Origin of the sequence: Maribacter sp. Hel_I_7 (assembly GCF_000688315.1) — a bacterium.
Taxonomy (GTDB): Bacteria; Bacteroidota; Bacteroidia; order Flavobacteriales; family Flavobacteriaceae; genus Maribacter; species Maribacter stanieri.
In genome coordinates this window covers 1,177,320-1,194,237 of the sequence record NZ_JHZW01000002.1, presented here as the reverse complement: position 1 = coordinate 1,194,237, position 16,918 = coordinate 1,177,320, and the positions used below count along the sequence as shown (strand labels likewise).

Genomic DNA, 16,918 nt, shown 5'->3' with positions numbered 1-16,918 from the left:
ATGATGCGGAACAGTTTATTGACATTGGTATTATTTATAAGCGTTTTCTCCCTTAGAGGGCAGGAGCTTACGATACCTCAATTATCTCAATACCTTGCTGATAACCCTTTTGTAATGTCACCTACATACGCAGGTATTGGTGACCACGTTAAAATAAGACTTAACGGACTTACACAATGGGTAGGTATAAAAGATGCACCTGATACCCAATCTCTAGCTGCAGATATGCGAATTGGAGAAAAATCTGGTATTGGTACGTTATTATATAATGATAGTAATGGTGAAACAAAGCAACAAGGAGCAAGGTTTTCTTTTGCGCACCACCTTACTTTAGACCGTTATGATGATGAATTTTTGTCTTTCGGTATTTCATATAACTTTAACCAGTTTAGAATTGATAATACAAATCCAGATTTAGTTGCCGATCCTTCTTATGTTGGTGATAAGGCTACAACAAACCATAACTTTGATTTAGGGGTGTTGTACAGGTATGATAAATTCTATTTCAGTGTTAATGCATCTAATATTTTAGATAAGGATTTAAGTAATTTCAACGCTTTATATGAGCCTAATAGATTAAGAAACTATTACGTTTATACGGGTTACAGATACATGAAGAAAAGAACCAGTAAGATGGAAATTGAGCCTTCTGTGTTATTTCAATTGTTTGAAAGTGATGGGCGTTCTGTTACCGATTTAAACTTGAAATTCAGATTCTACGATTTTGAAGATTATTTCTATGCAGGTATCAACTATCGTTTCTTAAATGACCAAATTGGTAATCCGCTTTATATTGCTCCAATAGCAGGTTTAAAGAAGAGTAATTTTTACTTCGGATATTCATATCAGGTAATTCTAAACGAACTACTTGGTTATAGTTCAGGTACCCACGTAATCACCTTAGGGGTAGATTTATTTCAAGGTATCAGTAATTGTCGTTGTACGTATTAATCCTTCATGGAGATTCATTAAGTTTGTTCTCCAGAAAATAGCAAATGGGTAAAGTACAATTAGAGAATATAAAAGCATATGCCCATCATGGGTGTTTGGCTGAAGAAACGAATATTGGCAGTGACTATTTAGTCAATGTTTCTGTAGATACAGATTTACTGACAGCTTCTGTCTCCGATCAATTAAAAGACACGGTAGATTACGTACATATCAATCGGATAGTAAAGCAAGAAATGGCAATACCATCTAAGTTGTTAGAGCACGTAGCCAAAAGAATCATTGATCGTATATTCATTGAACTTCCAACGGTAGATACCGCAACAGTTTCTGTTTCTAAAATTAATCCACCTATTAATGGGGATGTAGAAAAGGTAACTGTATCATTGAATTTACAAAGAGGACAAACAGTAAACTAAGGCGTTAGACCTTAAATATCATATTTCCTATAATTTCTTGGTTTTGAATGCAGCTTAGATTGGGATAATTGTTTATTTTTGCTCTCGCTTAAAAATGGCATCGTGGCCGAGTGGCTAGGCACAGCTCTGCAAAAGCTTGTACAGCGGTTCGAATCCGCTCGATGCCTCCAAAACCCTCCAATTAGGAGGGTTTTTTGTTTCTTATCATTTGTGAATAAAATGATTCCGCGAATTATTAAGTCAGTTTTCTGCTCTTGAAAAAAGAAGTTTCTAAGCTTGCAAAAGGAATACCAGTATAATGGTGGGTATAAAATATACTGCAATGGTTTTAGCACCTTCGTAATCTTTGGCAATTCTTTGCCCAAATAACAACATAAGTAATGTTATACTAGATAGAATTGCGCCATAGAATGCAAATTCCGTTGCTCCAGAACTTAGAATTTGATAGATTCCAACAACACAAAGTAAACCGGCTACAACCTCCGTAACCAATATTATGCCTACTAATAACGGAACAATATTTTTAAATGGTGTTTCAGAAAAATGTCCTTTTAACCAAGAAATATTGCCGTTCCAATCTGTAATTTTATCAAAGCCACTTTGTAAAAAAGTGATAATCAAAAACAATAATAATAATATTTCAGTGGCATTATTCAAAACTGCATTCATATTGGTGGTTTATTTAAGTTCAGATTTTTTTCTGTGAAGTAATCGTGTTAGTTTAATAGAAAGATCGGTAAAAATTATTTTTGAATTTCCATTTCTTTCTACATGATATATGGCATCCTCTAATTCTTTGGTGATATCTAAAATATTGTTTTCATGCACAAAAGGCGCAAACTTTTTTAATTGAAATCCTTCTGCGTGAATTTTTAGATATGCGAGTTCTTCTGCTCCATAATTAATCATTAGGGCTTGCCTCATGACAGTTATGCAATAGCTCAAGAAGTTCTTTTGTGTCTCTCTACCTGTTTTTGCAACTTCTTCGCTCCATAATAACAATTCATGAATAGCTGCCTTATTACCTTTTGCTTTGAATGCAGTGCGCACCCATTGCACAAACCAGTTTTCGAACACTAAATCTTCAGAATCGTTATTTAAAAGATCAAGAGCTTTGTTAAAGTTACCGTTAGCTTCATGCGCAAGACGCATTGCTTCTGGTTTAGCGGCACCTTTTTCAATTAAAGCATTTGCAATGGTGTCTTCTGCCAAAGGAGGAAAATGAACTACTTGACATCTAGATTTTATAGTTTGTATAATCTGCTCTTCATCTTCACACAACAGTAAGAAAATGGTTTTATCTGGCGGTTCTTCTATAAGTTTCAATAGTTTATTTGAAGCTGCTGTGTTCATTTTTTCAGCCATCCAGATCAACATCACCTTGTAACCACCTTCATATGATTTTAAAGACAGCTTCTTTACAATATCCTGTGCTTCATCAACACCAATTTGTCCTTGTTTTTTTTCTATTTCAATATGGCGATACCAGTCAAAAAGGTTTCCGTAAGGTTGTTCTAAGATAAACTCTCGCCATTCTTTCATGTAATGATTGCTAACGGCATGAGATTTTACTCTATCAGAATTAGATACTGGAAATGCAAAATGTACATCTGGATGTGCAAATGACTTGAATTTTAAATTGCAGGCTTCATTTCCACCATTGTTTTCTCCATTCGCGTTTTGGCAAATAACATATTGAGCGTAGGCCAAAGCCATAGGCAGAAGGCCACAGCCTTCTGGACCCACAAATAATTGCGCATGAGGTATTCTACCAGCATCTGCACTTGAAGATAAGTGGTTTTTAATATGAGAAAGTCCTAGAATATCATTGAATAACATAGATTCAAATATAGTTGTTTAAAGCACAACAAATTTAATGGTATTAGGTGTAAATTATCCTATTTAGCACTTTACCCCAAGCCTTTTAATCTTTACATTTGCTACTTAATAAAAGGAAAATCACATGAAAGTACTGAATGACTTTAATTTTGAAAATAAAAAGGCGTTAATAAGAGTGGACTTTAATGTTCCATTAAATGACAAATTTGAAGTAACGGATACAAATAGAATAGAGGCTGCTAAACCTACTATTATTAAAGTTCTGGAAGACGGTGGTAGCGCTGTACTTATGAGTCATTTAGGAAGACCAAAAGGAGAACGTAATCCAGATTTGTCCTTAAGTCACATTGTAGATGCTGTATCGGCAATAATAGGAGTAACCGTAAAGTTTGTTGGAGACTGTGTTGGTGAAGAAGCTGAAAAAGCAGTTGCCGAATTAAAGAACGGAGAGGTACTTTTATTAGAGAACCTTAGATATTATAGCGAAGAAGAAAAGGGTGATGAAGCTTTTGCTGAAAAGCTTTCAAAACTTGGAGACATATATGTTAATGATGCCTTTGGTACAGCACACCGTGCACACGCTTCTACTACTGTAGTAGCTAAGTTTTTCCCAGACGCTAAATGTTTTGGCTATTTACTAGCGAAGGAAATAGAAGCTATTGAAAAAGTAATGGCTACGGGAGACAAACCGGTTTTGGCAATATTAGGGGGTGCAAAAGTTTCTTCTAAAATTACCATAATTGAAAATATACTTGATAAAGTAGATGATTTGATTATTGGAGGAGGAATGACGTACACCTTTATTAAAGCTCAAGGTGGCAAAGTAGGGGATTCTATCTGTGAAGATGATAAGATGGAACTTGCTATGGAGATTCTTGAAAAAGCGAAGCAAAAAGGAGTGAACGTTCATATTCCTGTAGATGTAATTGCTGCTGATGCTTTTGATGCGAATGCAAACACACAAGTGGTAGATGTAGACAAAATACCAGATGGTTGGCAAGGTTTAGATGCTGGCCCAGATACTTTGCAGAATTTCAAAAAAGTAATTCTAGCTTCTAAAACAATTCTTTGGAACGGACCAATCGGAGTTTTTGAAATGGAAAAATTTGCTGCCGGAACTATAGCTGTAGGTAATTATATTGCAGAAGCTACTAAAGCAGGTTCTTTTTCATTAGTTGGTGGTGGAGATTCTGTTGCTGCCGTGAAACAATTTGGCTTCGAGGACAAAGTTAGTTATGTATCAACAGGCGGAGGTGCAATGTTAGAAAGTTTAGAAGGTAAAACCTTACCAGGTATCGCTGCAATATTAGCATAGTAAAGGCGTTATCGACAAACGGCATATAACGAAAATTTGTGCATTTTAAGAGAATATATTTTATTCTCATTAAAAAATGTACGATTTTCGTTTGTTCCGTTAACATATTTTCGCCCCATGATAAATAAAGTAACCTATAATTGTTTTTATTTTTTAGGATTAGCACTGGTTCCCATCTTAGGATCAGCTCAGCAGACGAATCCTATTGCTACTGTCTCAGATTCCTTAAATACCAATATTGTAGTTGTAAATGACTCACTAAACAGTGTAGTGCCATTAAATCAATTAGATGTTGTACAAGGTTCCAAAACTGAAAAATTAGTATTATTTAAAGAAACAGAGGCATCTTCCTATAATCTTCAGGATAATGAACTGGCAGCAAAGTTTGATAGTCTATGGATGAAAGAACTTGTTGATGCCGCACCTCTTTTTGATGAAATGTATCAAGAGGTAATGGAGTTAGACACAGCTTCTACTATCGTTTTTGATCTTCCGACAGATACATTAAAAATGCGTTTGGCAAAATTAAACGCAAAGACGCCATTTAATGTAGAATACAATAAATCTTTAGAAAGCGTTATTAAATCTTTTTTAACTAGAAAAAGAGGTTTAATGGAACGTATGCTCACCATTAGCCAATTTTACTTTCCTTTATTTGAACAAGAATTCGACAATAAGAATATTCCATTAGAAATGAAATATTTATCTATTGTTGAGTCGGCTTTGAACCCTAAGGCACGTTCTAGAGTAGGGGCAACGGGACTATGGCAATTTATGTATGGTACAGGTAAAGAGATGAAATTAAACATCAACAGCTATGTAGATGAGCGTAGTGACCCTATTAAATCTACTGCAGCAGCTGCTAACTACTTAAATAGATTACATAGAATATATAATGATTGGGATTTGGCATTGGCAGCTTATAATTCTGGACCTGGTAATGTAAACAAAGCTATTCGTAGAAGTGGCGGAAAAAGAAATTATTGGAATATTAGACACAACCTGCCTAGAGAAACAGCTGGTTATGTTCCAGCTTTTCAAGCAACAATGTATATTTTCGAATATGCAGAGGAACATGGTCTAAAAGCAAAAAAAGCAGATCGCGCTTATTTTGAAACAGATACCATTCACGTAAAGAGTCTTATTACATTTGATCAGATTTCTGAACTAACGGATATAGATAAGGAGGAACTTACAGTTTTAAATCCTCATTATAAGTTAGATGTAATCCCTTTTGTAGAGGGAAAAATACATGCATTAAGACTACCCGTTCATAAAATGGGGAAGTTTGTTGCCAATGAAGAGGCTATATATGCACATGTTGAAAAAGAATTAAAGAGTAAGGAAAGCCCTATTGCAGAAATAACAAAGCAAGCAAGCGAAAACAGTATTCGATATAGAGTAAAGGATGGTGATTTTCTTGGAAAAATTGCTGAGCGCTTTGGGGTACGTGTAAGCCAATTGAAACAATGGAATGGTTTACGTAGTAATAATTTACGTATTGGACAACGACTTACAGTATACCCAAGAAAGAATAATACTTCATCAGTAAAACCTAGGGAAACACCATCTAGGACTGCAGTTGCCAATAATTCAAAAACACACGAAGTAAGAAGTGGAGATTCATTATGGACTATTTCTAGAAAATATCCTGGTGTAAGTATTGAAAATTTACGAAAGTGGAACGGTATTAGTGGTAATAACTTAAAACCGGGCACAAAACTTAAATTGTGCGACTGTTCATCGTAAACCAAAATACCAATGAAAAAAAGAATTTTACTTTGTTTTTTAGCAATTTTAGGATTGTCAATTGCCTGTAAAGAAGAAGGCAAAGCAGATTATCTTCCAGAATCTGTAGGCGCTATGAATACTTTAACGGTAGTTATAGACAATGATCTTTGGAATAGTAGCGTAGGTGATGCCATTCGTGAGAATTACACGGCAGCAGCTCAAGGATTAACTTGGGATGAAGCGCTATTTAGTGTTACACAGATTCCGCAACAAATTTTTTCAGGATCTATTCGTAATACTAGTTCTGTTTTATATGTAATGGAAGACACTTTAAATGTGGCCCACATGAAGTCCAATATGTACTCCAAACCACAAAAGGTAGGTGTAATAAAGGGGCGAGATAAAGAAGAACTAATTACAAATATTAACAAAACTGCTCCTGAGTTTATTGCTGATTTTAAAGAATTAGAAATTGGAAAAGCTCAAAAGCGATTTGAAAAGTCTTTAAGTAAAGAAAAAGCATTTCAAAATAAATTTGATATTTCCATGAAAATCCCATCTATATATAGAGTGGGAAGAGAAGAAGATAACTTTGTGTGGATAGATCGTCAGATTCAAAAGGGAAACATGAATATTATCGCCTATACCATGCCATGGGATAGCTTTAAAAACGATTCTACCTTTGTACAAGACATTATTAGAATGCGAGATTCTATTGGTGAACTTTACATAGGTGGTGAAGATATACCTGGCAAGAAGAATCATATGGTTACCGAAAAGGCTTTTTCTCCATATGTCTTCCCTGCTGAGGTTTCAGGAAAAAAGGCAGCAGAGGCAAGGGGTATTTGGGAAATGTCCGCTTACCCTATGGCAGGTCCTTTTTTAACCTATATTATCAACGATAAAGAGAACAACCGTAAGTTAATTCTTGAAGGTTTTGTTTTTGCTCCAGCTACTAAAAAGAGAGATTACATGTTCGAGCTAGAAGCAATAATGAAGTCTGTTCGGTTCAATGTTGGGGAAAAAGAGAAATAACTTAATTAAAATATAGTAAATGTAAAAGGCTCAGGAAATTCCTGAGCCTTTTTTATGTGGATCGGTGTAGAATAACTTGGTACACCTTTATGTTTTATAATTACTTATAAATTACTGAATGAAAACCCTGTTGACACTCTATAGATTAATGCATATGCTGCAAAAGCAATTAACAAGAAACATGACCAAGAGAATATCTTAAAGTAATTTTCTAAAATAAAACTTTTCCAATTTTTAAAGGCTTCTGTATAAATTTCTTTGACTAGAGTAATTTTTTCCATTTTCAATAATTTAGTTGTTGCTTGGGGTAAAGTTGTTGATTATTAGTGCCTTTATTGAATAGATCAGTTAAAAGGATAATTTACTCTATAAAATGTACGTAGTTAAATTGAAATTCTATGAACGGTAAATTAGGCAGGTAAACTACAACGTAGGCTAATTTATGAAAGTCGATAAGTAGTTTATAATATAGGATTAACGGAAGCCGTATACATTGATCACCAGATACTTATAATGCTGTGCTATCTAGTTAGAATCATTGTAAGCATTAAAATCAGATTTATATAAAACAAAAAGACCCGCCAATTTGCGGGTCTTTTATGATACCTAATTTTTATATTACATATTTACAATAATGAATTCTGATCTACGGTTAAGGTAGTGCTGCTCTTCTGTACAACGTACTGTTCCATCACAGTTGTTAAGTAACTGTTCTTCTCCATATCCAATTGCACTTTCTATTCTAGATGGGTCTATACCCTGCGCTATAATATAGTCTCTAGTAGATTTAGCACGCTTGTCAGATAAATACTTGTTATAGACTGCATCACCCCTAGAATCCGTATGAGATTCAATTTTAATTACCATGTTTGGAGAGTCGTTCATTACAGCAACTAACTTATCAAGTTCTAAGGCTGCATCTGTTCGTATATAAGATTTATCGAAATTAAAGTGAATCATCTCTGTCTTAAGTTTCTTGATGCCATTTTCAACAGCAATCATATCATTAAGTTTTCTCATGGAAACATCTACATTAACAATCTCATTCTCCTTCGTGGCAGCTTCCCTAGTGTCATCAAAGTAAGATCCTTTAGTTGTTTTTAATACATACCTAGTATCTGCGTCTAAATCTTCGAAAATAAAGTTACCGTTCTCGTCGGTCTCCATTTCTTTAAGTTTAATGTTGTTCTCATCCAATAACTGTACTAAAGCGTTCGGCATTAAATCTCCAGTAATCAGTTCTGTTACTATACCAGATATGGCATTAATACTGGTCGGTATTTCTTCAACCTGTAATGTTTTAAAAGAGTAAATATCATCATCTCCTTTACCACCATCACGGTTAGAGGCAAAGTATCCTTTTTGAGTTTCTTCATTTACTATGAAAGAAAAATCATCTTTTTTACTATTTACAGGCTTACCTACATTACGTACTTCTAAAAAGCCATCTTCGTCATCAAAGGCAACTTCAAAGACATCTAATCCACCTAATCCTACATGACCGTCAGATGAAAAGTATAATTTTTTATCATTTATAAAAGGGAACATTTCTTTATGTTCCGTGTTTATTTCAGGACCAAGGTTTCTAGGAGAAGAGAATGAACCATCTTCTAGTACATCTACAACAAAAATATCTGTTTCACCTATACTACCTGGCATATCCGATACAAAGTATAACTGCTTACCATCTTTACTTAGTGCTGGGTGACCGGTTGAGTAATCATCACTATTAAATGATACTTCTTCTGCTTCTAACCACTCACCATTTACTTTTTTAGAGCGGTATATTTTAAGGTGGTTAATTCCGTTTTTATCACGTTTTAATTTTTTACCATAATTATTTCTGGTAAAATACATCGTCTCGTTATCTGGAGAAAACGCTACAGATGCTTCATGGTATTTTGTATTTATCTTTTTAGAAAATTTAATAGCATCTTTAAAGTCTTGAGATTCTTCATTTACTTTAGCAACGAATAAATCTAAGTAAGGCTGATTGTTCCATTTGTACTTTCTAGTTGTAAATATGGATGAATCTTTTGCAGATGCATAAACCACTTGGTCTCCATTATAATACATTGGAGAAAATTCAGAATATTTTGAGTTGATATTAATGTTCTTTATATCAAACTTTTCTTCCATTCGTAAAAGTCCGTCCAATACAATTTCATTTTGTTTTGTAACTGGCTCAATCTCTTCGCCAGCTAATTTCTTGTTGTATAACTTTAAAAGTCGCTTAGACCTTTTATAGTTTCCAATTCCTTTAAGAGAGTGTGCATACTTAAATAAGTAGTCAGAACTCATTTCAGATTCATATTTCGTATAAAGAGTGTTGTACCATTTATACGCATTTTCCATATCCGTATTAAAGTAGTGCGCATCGCCAGCTTTTTTTAATACATCATATGAATATGCTTTTTCTCCCTTAGACAAAGCTTGCTCATATAATTTTGCAGCTTCTGCATACCACATTTTATCAAAATATTCATCTGCTCTTTTTATCAGTTTGGTTTTCGCTTCTGGACTATTGTCTTTAGCTTCACTTAACATATTATAAGTAACATCTTCAACAGGTATTGCATTGGTGTCATCAACAGATTCGGTTTCAAAAACTGTCAAATTTGTATTTTCAATTGGTTCAGATTCAACAACTATTGAATTAATGTCTTCAACTATTTCGCTTTCGCCGTTTAACATTTTAAGAACCCAAACTTCATCTTCATAACGGTTGTCAAATTTTGTTGAACAATCGTTTAAAGCATCTTTCCAAGAAGTATAATGGTTTAGATATAAATAGTATAATTCGTTTTGAGGATTTTGAAAATATCCTGCATCGAATCCTTTTTTATTTAGTTTCTTTACTTGTGATTTTAAATTTCTGCTTTTAGAGAAGGTTCCGGCAATTACGTAATATCCATTTTCTGTGCTTTCAATATTTTGAAAAGCTCTGTATGGAATAGCAATAGATTCTGCCGCTTTTTGGAATTCCTTTTTATCGTTTTCTGCAAACTCAGAATCTAGAGACGTATCAGTATTGGTGGATACATCTGTCACAAATTCACCTTGAATGTTTTGAGCTTGGGCAAATATGATAAAGACCAGAAAAAATAAGTTTAATACACTTCTCATAGACATAATTCTAAGCTAAGCTTTACGCTCAACAGGGGTTTTAAGTATAATACCAACGGTTATTAATAGATTTTTAGTACTATATGTCTAACGAAATTAGCCGTAAAGCGATATTCTAAATACTTATTGTTGTGAAAGAGGGATTTTTTGTCGTGTAAGTATGATAATTAGTAGCCTCATTGTTCTAGATGGTACCGTTTAACGGATATTTTGAGAGTTTTGTAGAGAAGTAATTACCATAGAAAGTAAGATGTTGAATGTGGAAGAAGTATACGCATAAAAAAAGTCCTGAAATACAGGACTTTATAATTTTATAAGTAGAAAAATTGGATTTAATCCTTTTTCTTTTCTTCTAATTGTTCATCTTCTTTGGATGCGTCTTTAAATTCTTTAATCCCACTTCCTAAACCTCTCATAAGTTCAGGGATTTTTTTTCCTCCGAATAATAGTAGTATAACCACTACTACTAGAATTATTTGCGGGGCACCTATAGCTAAAAAAGTAGATAAAATTGTCATAAGACTATAATTTATGAATAGATTTCAAAGATACTAAAAAGTTATTAGTTTGGTGTTAATATTAAAGGCAAGTGAAATTTATTTAAAATTCTAAATCCGAACCTCTTTTATTACTGTAAAATGGGTATTAAGAGCCTGTGATTATTAACATAATACGTAATGGTATATTTTTTTATTTAAAGGAAACGAGTTGATTTAATTCACATAATATTAGATATTAATTGAAAACAAAGAAAAATCTCATGAGTTCCAGAGTGATAAGTACCTAAGTTGTTCGTTGTTAAATCATATACATGACCCAAATTGAATTGTGGATTTAATTGAAAACTTTTTTAATAACGAATAACCACTTGAGGTAAGGTCGTGATTGTTGGCTGTTTTGTTGTGGTGCTAATATTTAAGTAGGAGCATCTTTAATTTGTGAGCAATTGGAAGAATATTGTACATTATACCAATCACTTATTTATTGAAAGTAAATAAGATAACAACTTGCATTTCTCGATTTTATAAATAATATTCTCATCAAAGTTGAATACACTTTATTGTAATAATAATACTTGCATCAACATATTCGCTACATAGAGCCATAATTTATAATTGTGTGATAAGATTTAGTCTGTATTCTGAATAAGTTTACCGTTGAAAATAAAAAATGATGCAAGAAACGCTTTATGTGTTGTGATATTTGAGTTTCTCATTATAATTGTTGGCAACAAACCTGGACTTTATCATGATAGCTTTTTAGGATAAAATATAATTAATTTTACTGTAAACCAGAAAGCGTATAAAACTTAAGTTAAGAAAAATTGAACTAGTCTTTTTAATAATTACTTTTAAAGACTGTCATAATTAAATTCTAAGTTTATCTTTGTTAGGATGGCCAAGAAAAAAGTCAAAAAACGTAAAGAAATAAAACGAAAGTTACTTCATAAGTACCGTTTGGTAATATTGAATGAAAGTACTTTTGAAGAAAAGATATCATTTAAATTAAGCAGACTCAATGTTTTTGTAACTGGGTCTCTTTTTATGATTACTTTAATTGGCTTAACTACCTTGTTAATTGCTTTTACACCATTACGTGAATATATTCCGGGATATTCCTCAACGAGATTAAAAAGAGAAGCTACAGAGTTAACCTATAAAACAGACTCTCTAATTAGAACCTTAAATTATACCAATAAGTATTTAGATAACGTACGTATGGTTTTAAAGGGTGATATAGAAAATACGGTAGTAAATAGAGATTCTCTATTTCAACAATTTAAATTAGATCCGGCATCTGTAGACCTTACCCCTATAAAGGAAGATTCCTTATTAAGAGCTGAAGTTGCGCTTGAGGACAAGTACAATTTGTTTGAACGAACTATTGACAAGAAAAACCTGGTTCTATTTACACCCGTTTCTGGATCAATTTCAATGGATTTTAATCCAAATGAAAAACACTATGCTGTTGATATCACTGCTGTAACCGATAGTCCGGTAAAAGCAATTGCCAATGGTACAGTTATCTTTTCTGAATGGACAGCTGATACCGGTTATGTGATAATTATTGAGCATGAAGGTGGTTTACTAAGCGTATACAAACATAATGGCTCATTATCTAAATATCAAGGGAATATAGTTAGAGGAGGCGAAGTTATTGCCGCGGTAGGGAATACCGGTGAACTTACCACTGGACCACACCTTCATTTTGAAATTTGGGACAATGGAACACCTATAGATCCTGTAAATTATATTGATTTTAATTAAAATTAAATGTCTTTAAAGACCATTGCTGCTAAAATATTTGCGCATCGCATTGCCAAAAGAACGGTGAAGTGGGTGAGCAACCCTATTGAGACTCAAGAAAAAGTTTTTAAAGAACTTATTTCTAAAGGGAGTACGACCAAATTTGGTAAGGATCACAAGCTGAGTAAAATACGATCGCATAGTGATTTTATAGCCCAAGTTCCAATTAGGGATTATGAGGAACTTAAGGAATATGTAAGTTTAGCTGTCAAGGGAGAAGAAAATATTTTATGGCCAGGTAAGCCATTATATTTTGCAAAAACTTCTGGCACAACTTCTGGTGCTAAATTCATACCAATTACCGAGGGTAGTATCAAAGAACAAGTAAAAGCATCAAGAAATGCAATTTTAAATTATATACACGAAACTGGTAATGCAGATTTTGTATCTGGTAAAATGATTTTCTTGCAAGGCAGCCCTGTTTTACAAGAAAAAAACGGTGTCAAGCTTGGAAGACTTTCAGGAATTTCAGCACATTATGTTCCTAATTATTTGCAGAAAAATAGAATGCCAAGTTGGGAAACAAATTGTATAGAAGATTGGGAAACCAAAGTGAATGCTATAGTCGAAGAAACCAAGAATGAAGATATGACCGTAATTGCGGGCATACCTTCGTGGGTTCAGATGTATTTTGAGAAGCTGAAAGAAAATACGGGGGAGTATGTGGGTGATTTATTTAAAAACTTTGAACTTTTTATTTACGGAGGTGTTAATTATGAACCATATAGAAAGAAATTTGAAACACTAATTGGAAGAAAAGTTGCCAGTATAGAATTGTTTCCTGCAAGTGAAGGGTTTTTTGCATACCAAAATTCCCAAAAGGAAAACGGAATGTTACTGTTGTTAGATGCAGGAATATTTTATGAATTTGTGAAATCTGATGAGTTTTTTAGTGAGCACCCTAAAAGAATTACTTTAAAGGATGTAGAAATAGGGGTAGATTATGTTATGATAATAACTACCAATGCAGGGTTATGGGCGTATAATCTTGGTGATACCATTCGGTTTATTTCTGCTTATCCTTTTAAAATAGTAGTTTCAGGGCGTATAAAGCATTTCATTTCAGCATTTGGTGAACATGTTATAGCCAAAGAAGTAGAAGAGGCAATGTTAGTAGCAACCAGTGCAACTGATGCTAGTGTAAGTGAGTTTACCGTTGCACCACAAATTACGCCACAAGAAAATGAATTGCCTTTTCATGAATGGTTTATAGAGTTTGAAAAAGAACCTAGTAACATGGCCCTTTTTATTCAAGAATTGGACTTGGCGCTACAAAAGCAGAACAGTTATTATTATGATTTGATAGTGGGTAAAGTTTTACAAACGCTAAAGGTTACCCCAGTTAAAAGTGGAGGGTTTTTAGAATACATGAAATCAATTGGGAAGCTTGGAGGTCAGAACAAAGTTCAGCGATTATCTAATGACCGTAAAGTGGTTGATGGTCTATCTAAATTTAAGAAGCAAAACAGCTAGTTTTAAATAACTAATTATAAATCGTAATTTTGTTTGAAATCACCAATGGGAAAAGCAATTACTACAACTAGGGCACAAGAGTCTACAAATGCAATAGAACGCATGTATATTACTATGCGTCATCTTTTTAATAGAGGTTTTTATAAACCTAACGGAGTTTCTGGTGAAGCTTTAAAAAATGCATTGCTGCAATTGAGACCTGAAATATACGGTTCGGTTGGTGAGGAGAAGGCTGAATTAAATGGTCTTATTTATGTACTTGAAAGGTTACCAGAAGGTATAGAACAGTGTTCGTTTATAAACCTGACTTCTGATGAAGGTTACGGTATTTCTCATATTAATCCAATAATTCCACCTAAAAGAAGAAGAAACTGCTACCGTATAGACGAAGAGCAAATGAATATAGAAATCACTAGAGGTAGGTCTGATATCTATGATATTCTAACACACTTAACTTTTCTTTTTATTGAATCAGAAAAAATATGTAATCGTGTATTAATAACCGATACTAATAGAACCATTAGAGATTGGACCAAACTAGAAAGTGCAGTTCAAAAGGATGAATTGACTCAAGCGGAACGAGAAATTGCTCTAATACATACGGCAAACATTTTAGGAAGATCTTTTGAGGAAATTTTAGATGTCTATAAAAAATTCTCGACGAAGAATAATCCTGATCGTTTCTTAAATGTTATTTATTGGTTAGGTAAGTTGGCTTTAGATGAGGAAATCTCTGGAGAGAAAAGAGCCGTTACTTTTAGTGCATTACTAAGAGAAAGACTAGGTCACCATATTCATGGAGAAAGGTGGGCTAATAATATTAAAGAGGTTTTAACCAAAAACAATCTTTTACATAGGCCTATTCATATCATTTCGGCCAATATGCATAGTGTGATGAATTCATTGTTTGCCAAAGTTGCTTTAAAAAGTGAATTTCCAAATACAGATTCCTTAGAAATTTACGAGGCGCTAAGTAGTACTGGCAATGCTGCACTTAGAAAAAAGGTTACTGATTTGGCAGAGAAAAACGGTATGATTTCTATGGATGATACCTCTGGAACTAATATTGATGTTCAAATTTTTGACACCGCTAAAATAAAAGTTAACAATTGCTCATATGAGTTTTCTGAAAAGGAGCTTGATAAGAAACCTGTTATATTCGTAATGGATTATGCATTTGGTGAGCAAGCGTATGAAACCATAGATGAGTTGTTAAAACCATATATTACTAAAAAGAACGCACCGTCTCTAATAAATGTGGACTCTGTTTCAATAATGGGGAAAGCAGGTATTCTAGAAGGTGGGAAAGGAGATTTAATGATTCCTTCTGCACATATTTTTGAAGGTACAGCAGATAATTATCCTTTTAAAAATGAATTGTGTGCTAAAGACTTTGAAGGTTATGGTTTAGAGGTTTTCGAAGGTACTATGGTTACTGTTTTAGGAACATCACTTCAAAATAAAGATATTCTTAAGTTCTTTCATAAATCAACTTGGAATGTAATTGGTTTAGAAATGGAAGGTGTGCATTATCAGAAAGCAATACAGTCAGCTTCTAAAATAAGAAAGAGTATAGGTGAAGATGTAAAAGTGCGTTATGCATATTATGCATCGGATAACCCATTAGAAACAGGAAGTACTTTAGCGTCTGGCGGATTGGGTACAACAGGAGTAAAGCCAACATATCTTATTACAGATAAAATTTTAAAGCAAATATTTAATACATAAAATGAACGAGAATCAAATACCAGATAAACAGAATAGTTCCGACGAAATTGATTTGGGGCAATTGTTTCAATTAATAGGCAATGGTTTTAATGCCATTTTTAATTGGTTTTTAAGAGTATTTCTATATCTAAAAAGAAATTTATTATTACTTATTGTTTTAGTTGTTATTGGTTTAGCGATTGGGTATGGTCTAAATCAGATTATTTCGGAAAAGTATAAATCAGAGGTAATTGTTAAGCCTCAATTAGAAAGTAAAAACTATTTATATGACGTTGTAAATGAGATACAATCTAACATACAAGCAAAAGATACTTTATTTTTTAATACTATAGGAATTGATGATGTTGATTTTACAGGTTTGAAAATTGAAATAGGTAGGGTAGCAGAGGCAAGCAATTCTGAAAGTGATTTAAAATATTTGGAGCTGCTACAAAGTTTTGAAAATACGGATGCAATTGCAGATATAGTTAGAGAAGAATTACAAAACAAAAGCTCTTTTAACCATAGAATTACTTTTTATTACAACAACGCTGCATTTGGTAAGGAGTTTGCAAAAAAGGTCTTAGATTATATTAACTCCAATTCATATTTTAACGGGCTATTAAAAATTTATAGAAATAACGCTCAGAATCGAATTGAACAGGATGAGAAATTATTGAAACAAGTAGACGAAATTATAGTTAATTATACTAATGGTCTAGTTAAAAAAGGAAATAACACAGCAACAGATAAAATTATTCTTGATAACCAAGAGCAAGTAAATATAGCTGATATTTTTGAATACAAAACGGGATTGATAAGAGATATAGAAACTAAAAAACTAGAATTAGAAGAACGTACTGTGCCAGTAAGTGTAATTAACCTTGGAGAAACACAGGTAGAGCATAAATCCTTTTTTGGCAAGAGTATAGTTTTGATTCCTATTTTACTTGTTTTAGGGTTTTTCATATTCTCAGCACTCATTTATTTAAATAAGAAGGCAAAATCTTTAATGTAGT

At 33.2% G+C, this 16,918-nt stretch carries 14 protein-coding genes, 1 tRNA gene and 1 pseudogene; 10 read left to right on the top strand and 6 right to left on the bottom strand.

Features of this window, described 5'->3' with window-relative positions; translation table 11 throughout:
- Positions 1-3 precede the first annotated feature (3 nt).
- The 3 genes from P178_RS0106725 to P178_RS0106715 all read left to right on the top strand — a co-directional run bounded on the left by P178_RS0106725 (position 4) and on the right by P178_RS0106715 (position 1,537).
- Positions 4-951 carry a type IX secretion system membrane protein PorP/SprF gene (locus P178_RS0106725; RefSeq protein WP_027065497.1) on the top strand — a complete coding sequence of 316 codons (948 nt, stop codon included), beginning with the start codon at positions 4-6 and terminating at the stop codon, positions 949-951.
- A 44-nt stretch (positions 952-995) separates the two neighbouring features.
- Positions 996-1,367 carry a dihydroneopterin aldolase gene (gene folB, locus P178_RS0106720; RefSeq protein WP_027065496.1) on the top strand — a complete coding sequence of 124 codons (372 nt, stop codon included), beginning with the start codon at positions 996-998 and terminating at the stop codon, positions 1,365-1,367.
- A 96-nt stretch (positions 1,368-1,463) separates the two neighbouring features.
- Positions 1,464-1,537 (top strand) — tRNA-Cys (locus P178_RS0106715).
- Positions 1,538-1,637: 100 nt separating this feature from the next.
- Here the strand turns inward: P178_RS0106715 and P178_RS0106710 are convergent.
- Positions 1,638-2,036: a DoxX family membrane protein gene (locus P178_RS0106710; RefSeq protein WP_027065495.1), complete on the bottom strand. Its 399-nt coding sequence runs from the start codon at positions 2,034-2,036 to the stop codon at positions 1,638-1,640.
- A 9-nt stretch (positions 2,037-2,045) separates the two neighbouring features.
- Complete coding sequence (locus P178_RS0106705) at positions 2,046-3,206, bottom strand: ATP-binding protein (RefSeq protein ID WP_027065494.1); 1,161 nt, start codon at positions 3,204-3,206, stop codon at positions 2,046-2,048.
- Positions 3,207-3,330: 124 nt separating this feature from the next.
- Here P178_RS0106705 and P178_RS0106700 point away from each other — a divergent pair, with 124 nt between their 5' ends.
- From P178_RS0106700 to P178_RS0106690, 3 genes are all read left to right on the top strand, one after another.
- Positions 3,331-4,521: a phosphoglycerate kinase gene (locus P178_RS0106700; protein WP_027065493.1), complete on the top strand. Its 1,191-nt coding sequence runs from the start codon at positions 3,331-3,333 to the stop codon at positions 4,519-4,521.
- A 117-nt stretch (positions 4,522-4,638) separates the two neighbouring features.
- On the top strand, positions 4,639-6,270 hold the full coding sequence (locus P178_RS0106695; protein WP_027065492.1) for a LysM peptidoglycan-binding domain-containing protein: 1,632 nt from the start codon (positions 4,639-4,641) through the stop codon (positions 6,268-6,270).
- Positions 6,271-6,282: 12 nt separating this feature from the next.
- Complete coding sequence (locus P178_RS0106690) at positions 6,283-7,287, top strand: DUF4837 family protein (protein ID WP_027065491.1); 1,005 nt, start codon at positions 6,283-6,285, stop codon at positions 7,285-7,287.
- A gap of 104 nt (positions 7,288-7,391) precedes the next feature.
- Here the strand turns inward: P178_RS0106690 and P178_RS23675 are convergent, their stop codons facing one another.
- The 4 genes and pseudogenes from P178_RS23675 to P178_RS23695 all read right to left on the bottom strand — a co-directional run.
- On the bottom strand, positions 7,392-7,568 hold the full coding sequence (locus P178_RS23675) for a DUF6747 family protein (RefSeq protein WP_177214914.1): 177 nt from the start codon (positions 7,566-7,568) through the stop codon (positions 7,392-7,394).
- 337 nt (positions 7,569-7,905) lie between these two features.
- Complete coding sequence (locus tag P178_RS0106680; protein WP_155941589.1) at positions 7,906-10,413, bottom strand: OmpA family protein; 2,508 nt, start codon at positions 10,411-10,413, stop codon at positions 7,906-7,908.
- A 332-nt stretch (positions 10,414-10,745) separates the two neighbouring features.
- Positions 10,746-10,931: a twin-arginine translocase TatA/TatE family subunit gene (gene tatA / locus P178_RS0106675; protein ID WP_027065489.1), complete on the bottom strand. Its 186-nt coding sequence runs from the start codon at positions 10,929-10,931 to the stop codon at positions 10,746-10,748.
- 200 nt (positions 10,932-11,131) lie between these two features.
- Positions 11,132-11,245, bottom strand: a pseudogene (locus tag P178_RS23695) (hypothetical protein); the annotation flags it as partial.
- 562 nt (positions 11,246-11,807) lie between these two features.
- Between P178_RS23695 and P178_RS0106670 the strand changes: the two are divergent.
- Genes P178_RS0106670 through P178_RS0106655 form a run of 4 tightly spaced genes read left to right on the top strand, consistent with a single transcriptional unit; the run spans position 11,808 to position 16,917 of the window.
- Entirely contained in the window at positions 11,808-12,680 is an 873-nt protein-coding gene (locus P178_RS0106670) for a M23 family metallopeptidase (protein WP_027065488.1), read from the top strand.
- A 6-nt stretch (positions 12,681-12,686) separates the two neighbouring features.
- Positions 12,687-14,192, top strand: coding sequence for a GH3 auxin-responsive promoter family protein (locus P178_RS0106665; protein WP_027065487.1), 1,506 nt, complete (start codon positions 12,687-12,689; stop codon positions 14,190-14,192).
- A gap of 45 nt (positions 14,193-14,237) precedes the next feature.
- A complete protein-coding gene (locus tag P178_RS0106660; RefSeq protein WP_027065486.1) occupies positions 14,238-15,920 on the top strand; it encodes a DUF6909 family protein in 1,683 nt (560 codons plus the stop codon).
- Between the two features lies 1 nt (position 15,921).
- Entirely contained in the window at positions 15,922-16,917 is a 996-nt protein-coding gene (locus P178_RS0106655; RefSeq protein ID WP_027065485.1) for a hypothetical protein, read from the top strand.
- Position 16,918: the final 1 nt, after the last annotated feature.

What these genes read in the sequence shown, in the direction of transcription:
- P178_RS0106680 (WP_155941589.1), bottom strand. Translation starts at nt 10,413, where the DNA reads ATGAGAAGTGTATTAAACTTATTTTTTCTGGTCTTTATCATATTTGCC.
- P178_RS0106725 (WP_027065497.1), top strand. Translation starts at nt 4, where the DNA reads ATGCGGAACAGTTTATTGACATTGGTATTATTTATAAGCGTTTTCTCC.
- P178_RS0106670 (WP_027065488.1), top strand. Translation starts at nt 11,808, where the DNA reads ATGGCCAAGAAAAAAGTCAAAAAACGTAAAGAAATAAAACGAAAGTTA.
- P178_RS0106705 (WP_027065494.1), bottom strand. Translation starts at nt 3,206, where the DNA reads ATGTTATTCAATGATATTCTAGGACTTTCTCATATTAAAAACCACTTA.
- P178_RS0106690 (WP_027065491.1), top strand. Translation starts at nt 6,283, where the DNA reads ATGAAAAAAAGAATTTTACTTTGTTTTTTAGCAATTTTAGGATTGTCA.
- P178_RS0106665 (WP_027065487.1), top strand. Translation starts at nt 12,687, where the DNA reads ATGTCTTTAAAGACCATTGCTGCTAAAATATTTGCGCATCGCATTGCC.
- P178_RS0106710 (WP_027065495.1), bottom strand. Translation starts at nt 2,036, where the DNA reads ATGAATGCAGTTTTGAATAATGCCACTGAAATATTATTATTATTGTTT.
- folB (WP_027065496.1), top strand. Translation starts at nt 996, where the DNA reads ATGGGTAAAGTACAATTAGAGAATATAAAAGCATATGCCCATCATGGG.
- P178_RS23675 (WP_177214914.1), bottom strand. Translation starts at nt 7,568, where the DNA reads ATGGAAAAAATTACTCTAGTCAAAGAAATTTATACAGAAGCCTTTAAA.
- P178_RS0106695 (WP_027065492.1), top strand. Translation starts at nt 4,639, where the DNA reads ATGATAAATAAAGTAACCTATAATTGTTTTTATTTTTTAGGATTAGCA.
- tatA (WP_027065489.1), bottom strand. Translation starts at nt 10,931, where the DNA reads ATGACAATTTTATCTACTTTTTTAGCTATAGGTGCCCCGCAAATAATT.
- P178_RS0106660 (WP_027065486.1), top strand. Translation starts at nt 14,238, where the DNA reads ATGGGAAAAGCAATTACTACAACTAGGGCACAAGAGTCTACAAATGCA.
- P178_RS0106655 (WP_027065485.1), top strand. Translation starts at nt 15,922, where the DNA reads ATGAACGAGAATCAAATACCAGATAAACAGAATAGTTCCGACGAAATT.
- P178_RS0106700 (WP_027065493.1), top strand. Translation starts at nt 3,331, where the DNA reads ATGAAAGTACTGAATGACTTTAATTTTGAAAATAAAAAGGCGTTAATA.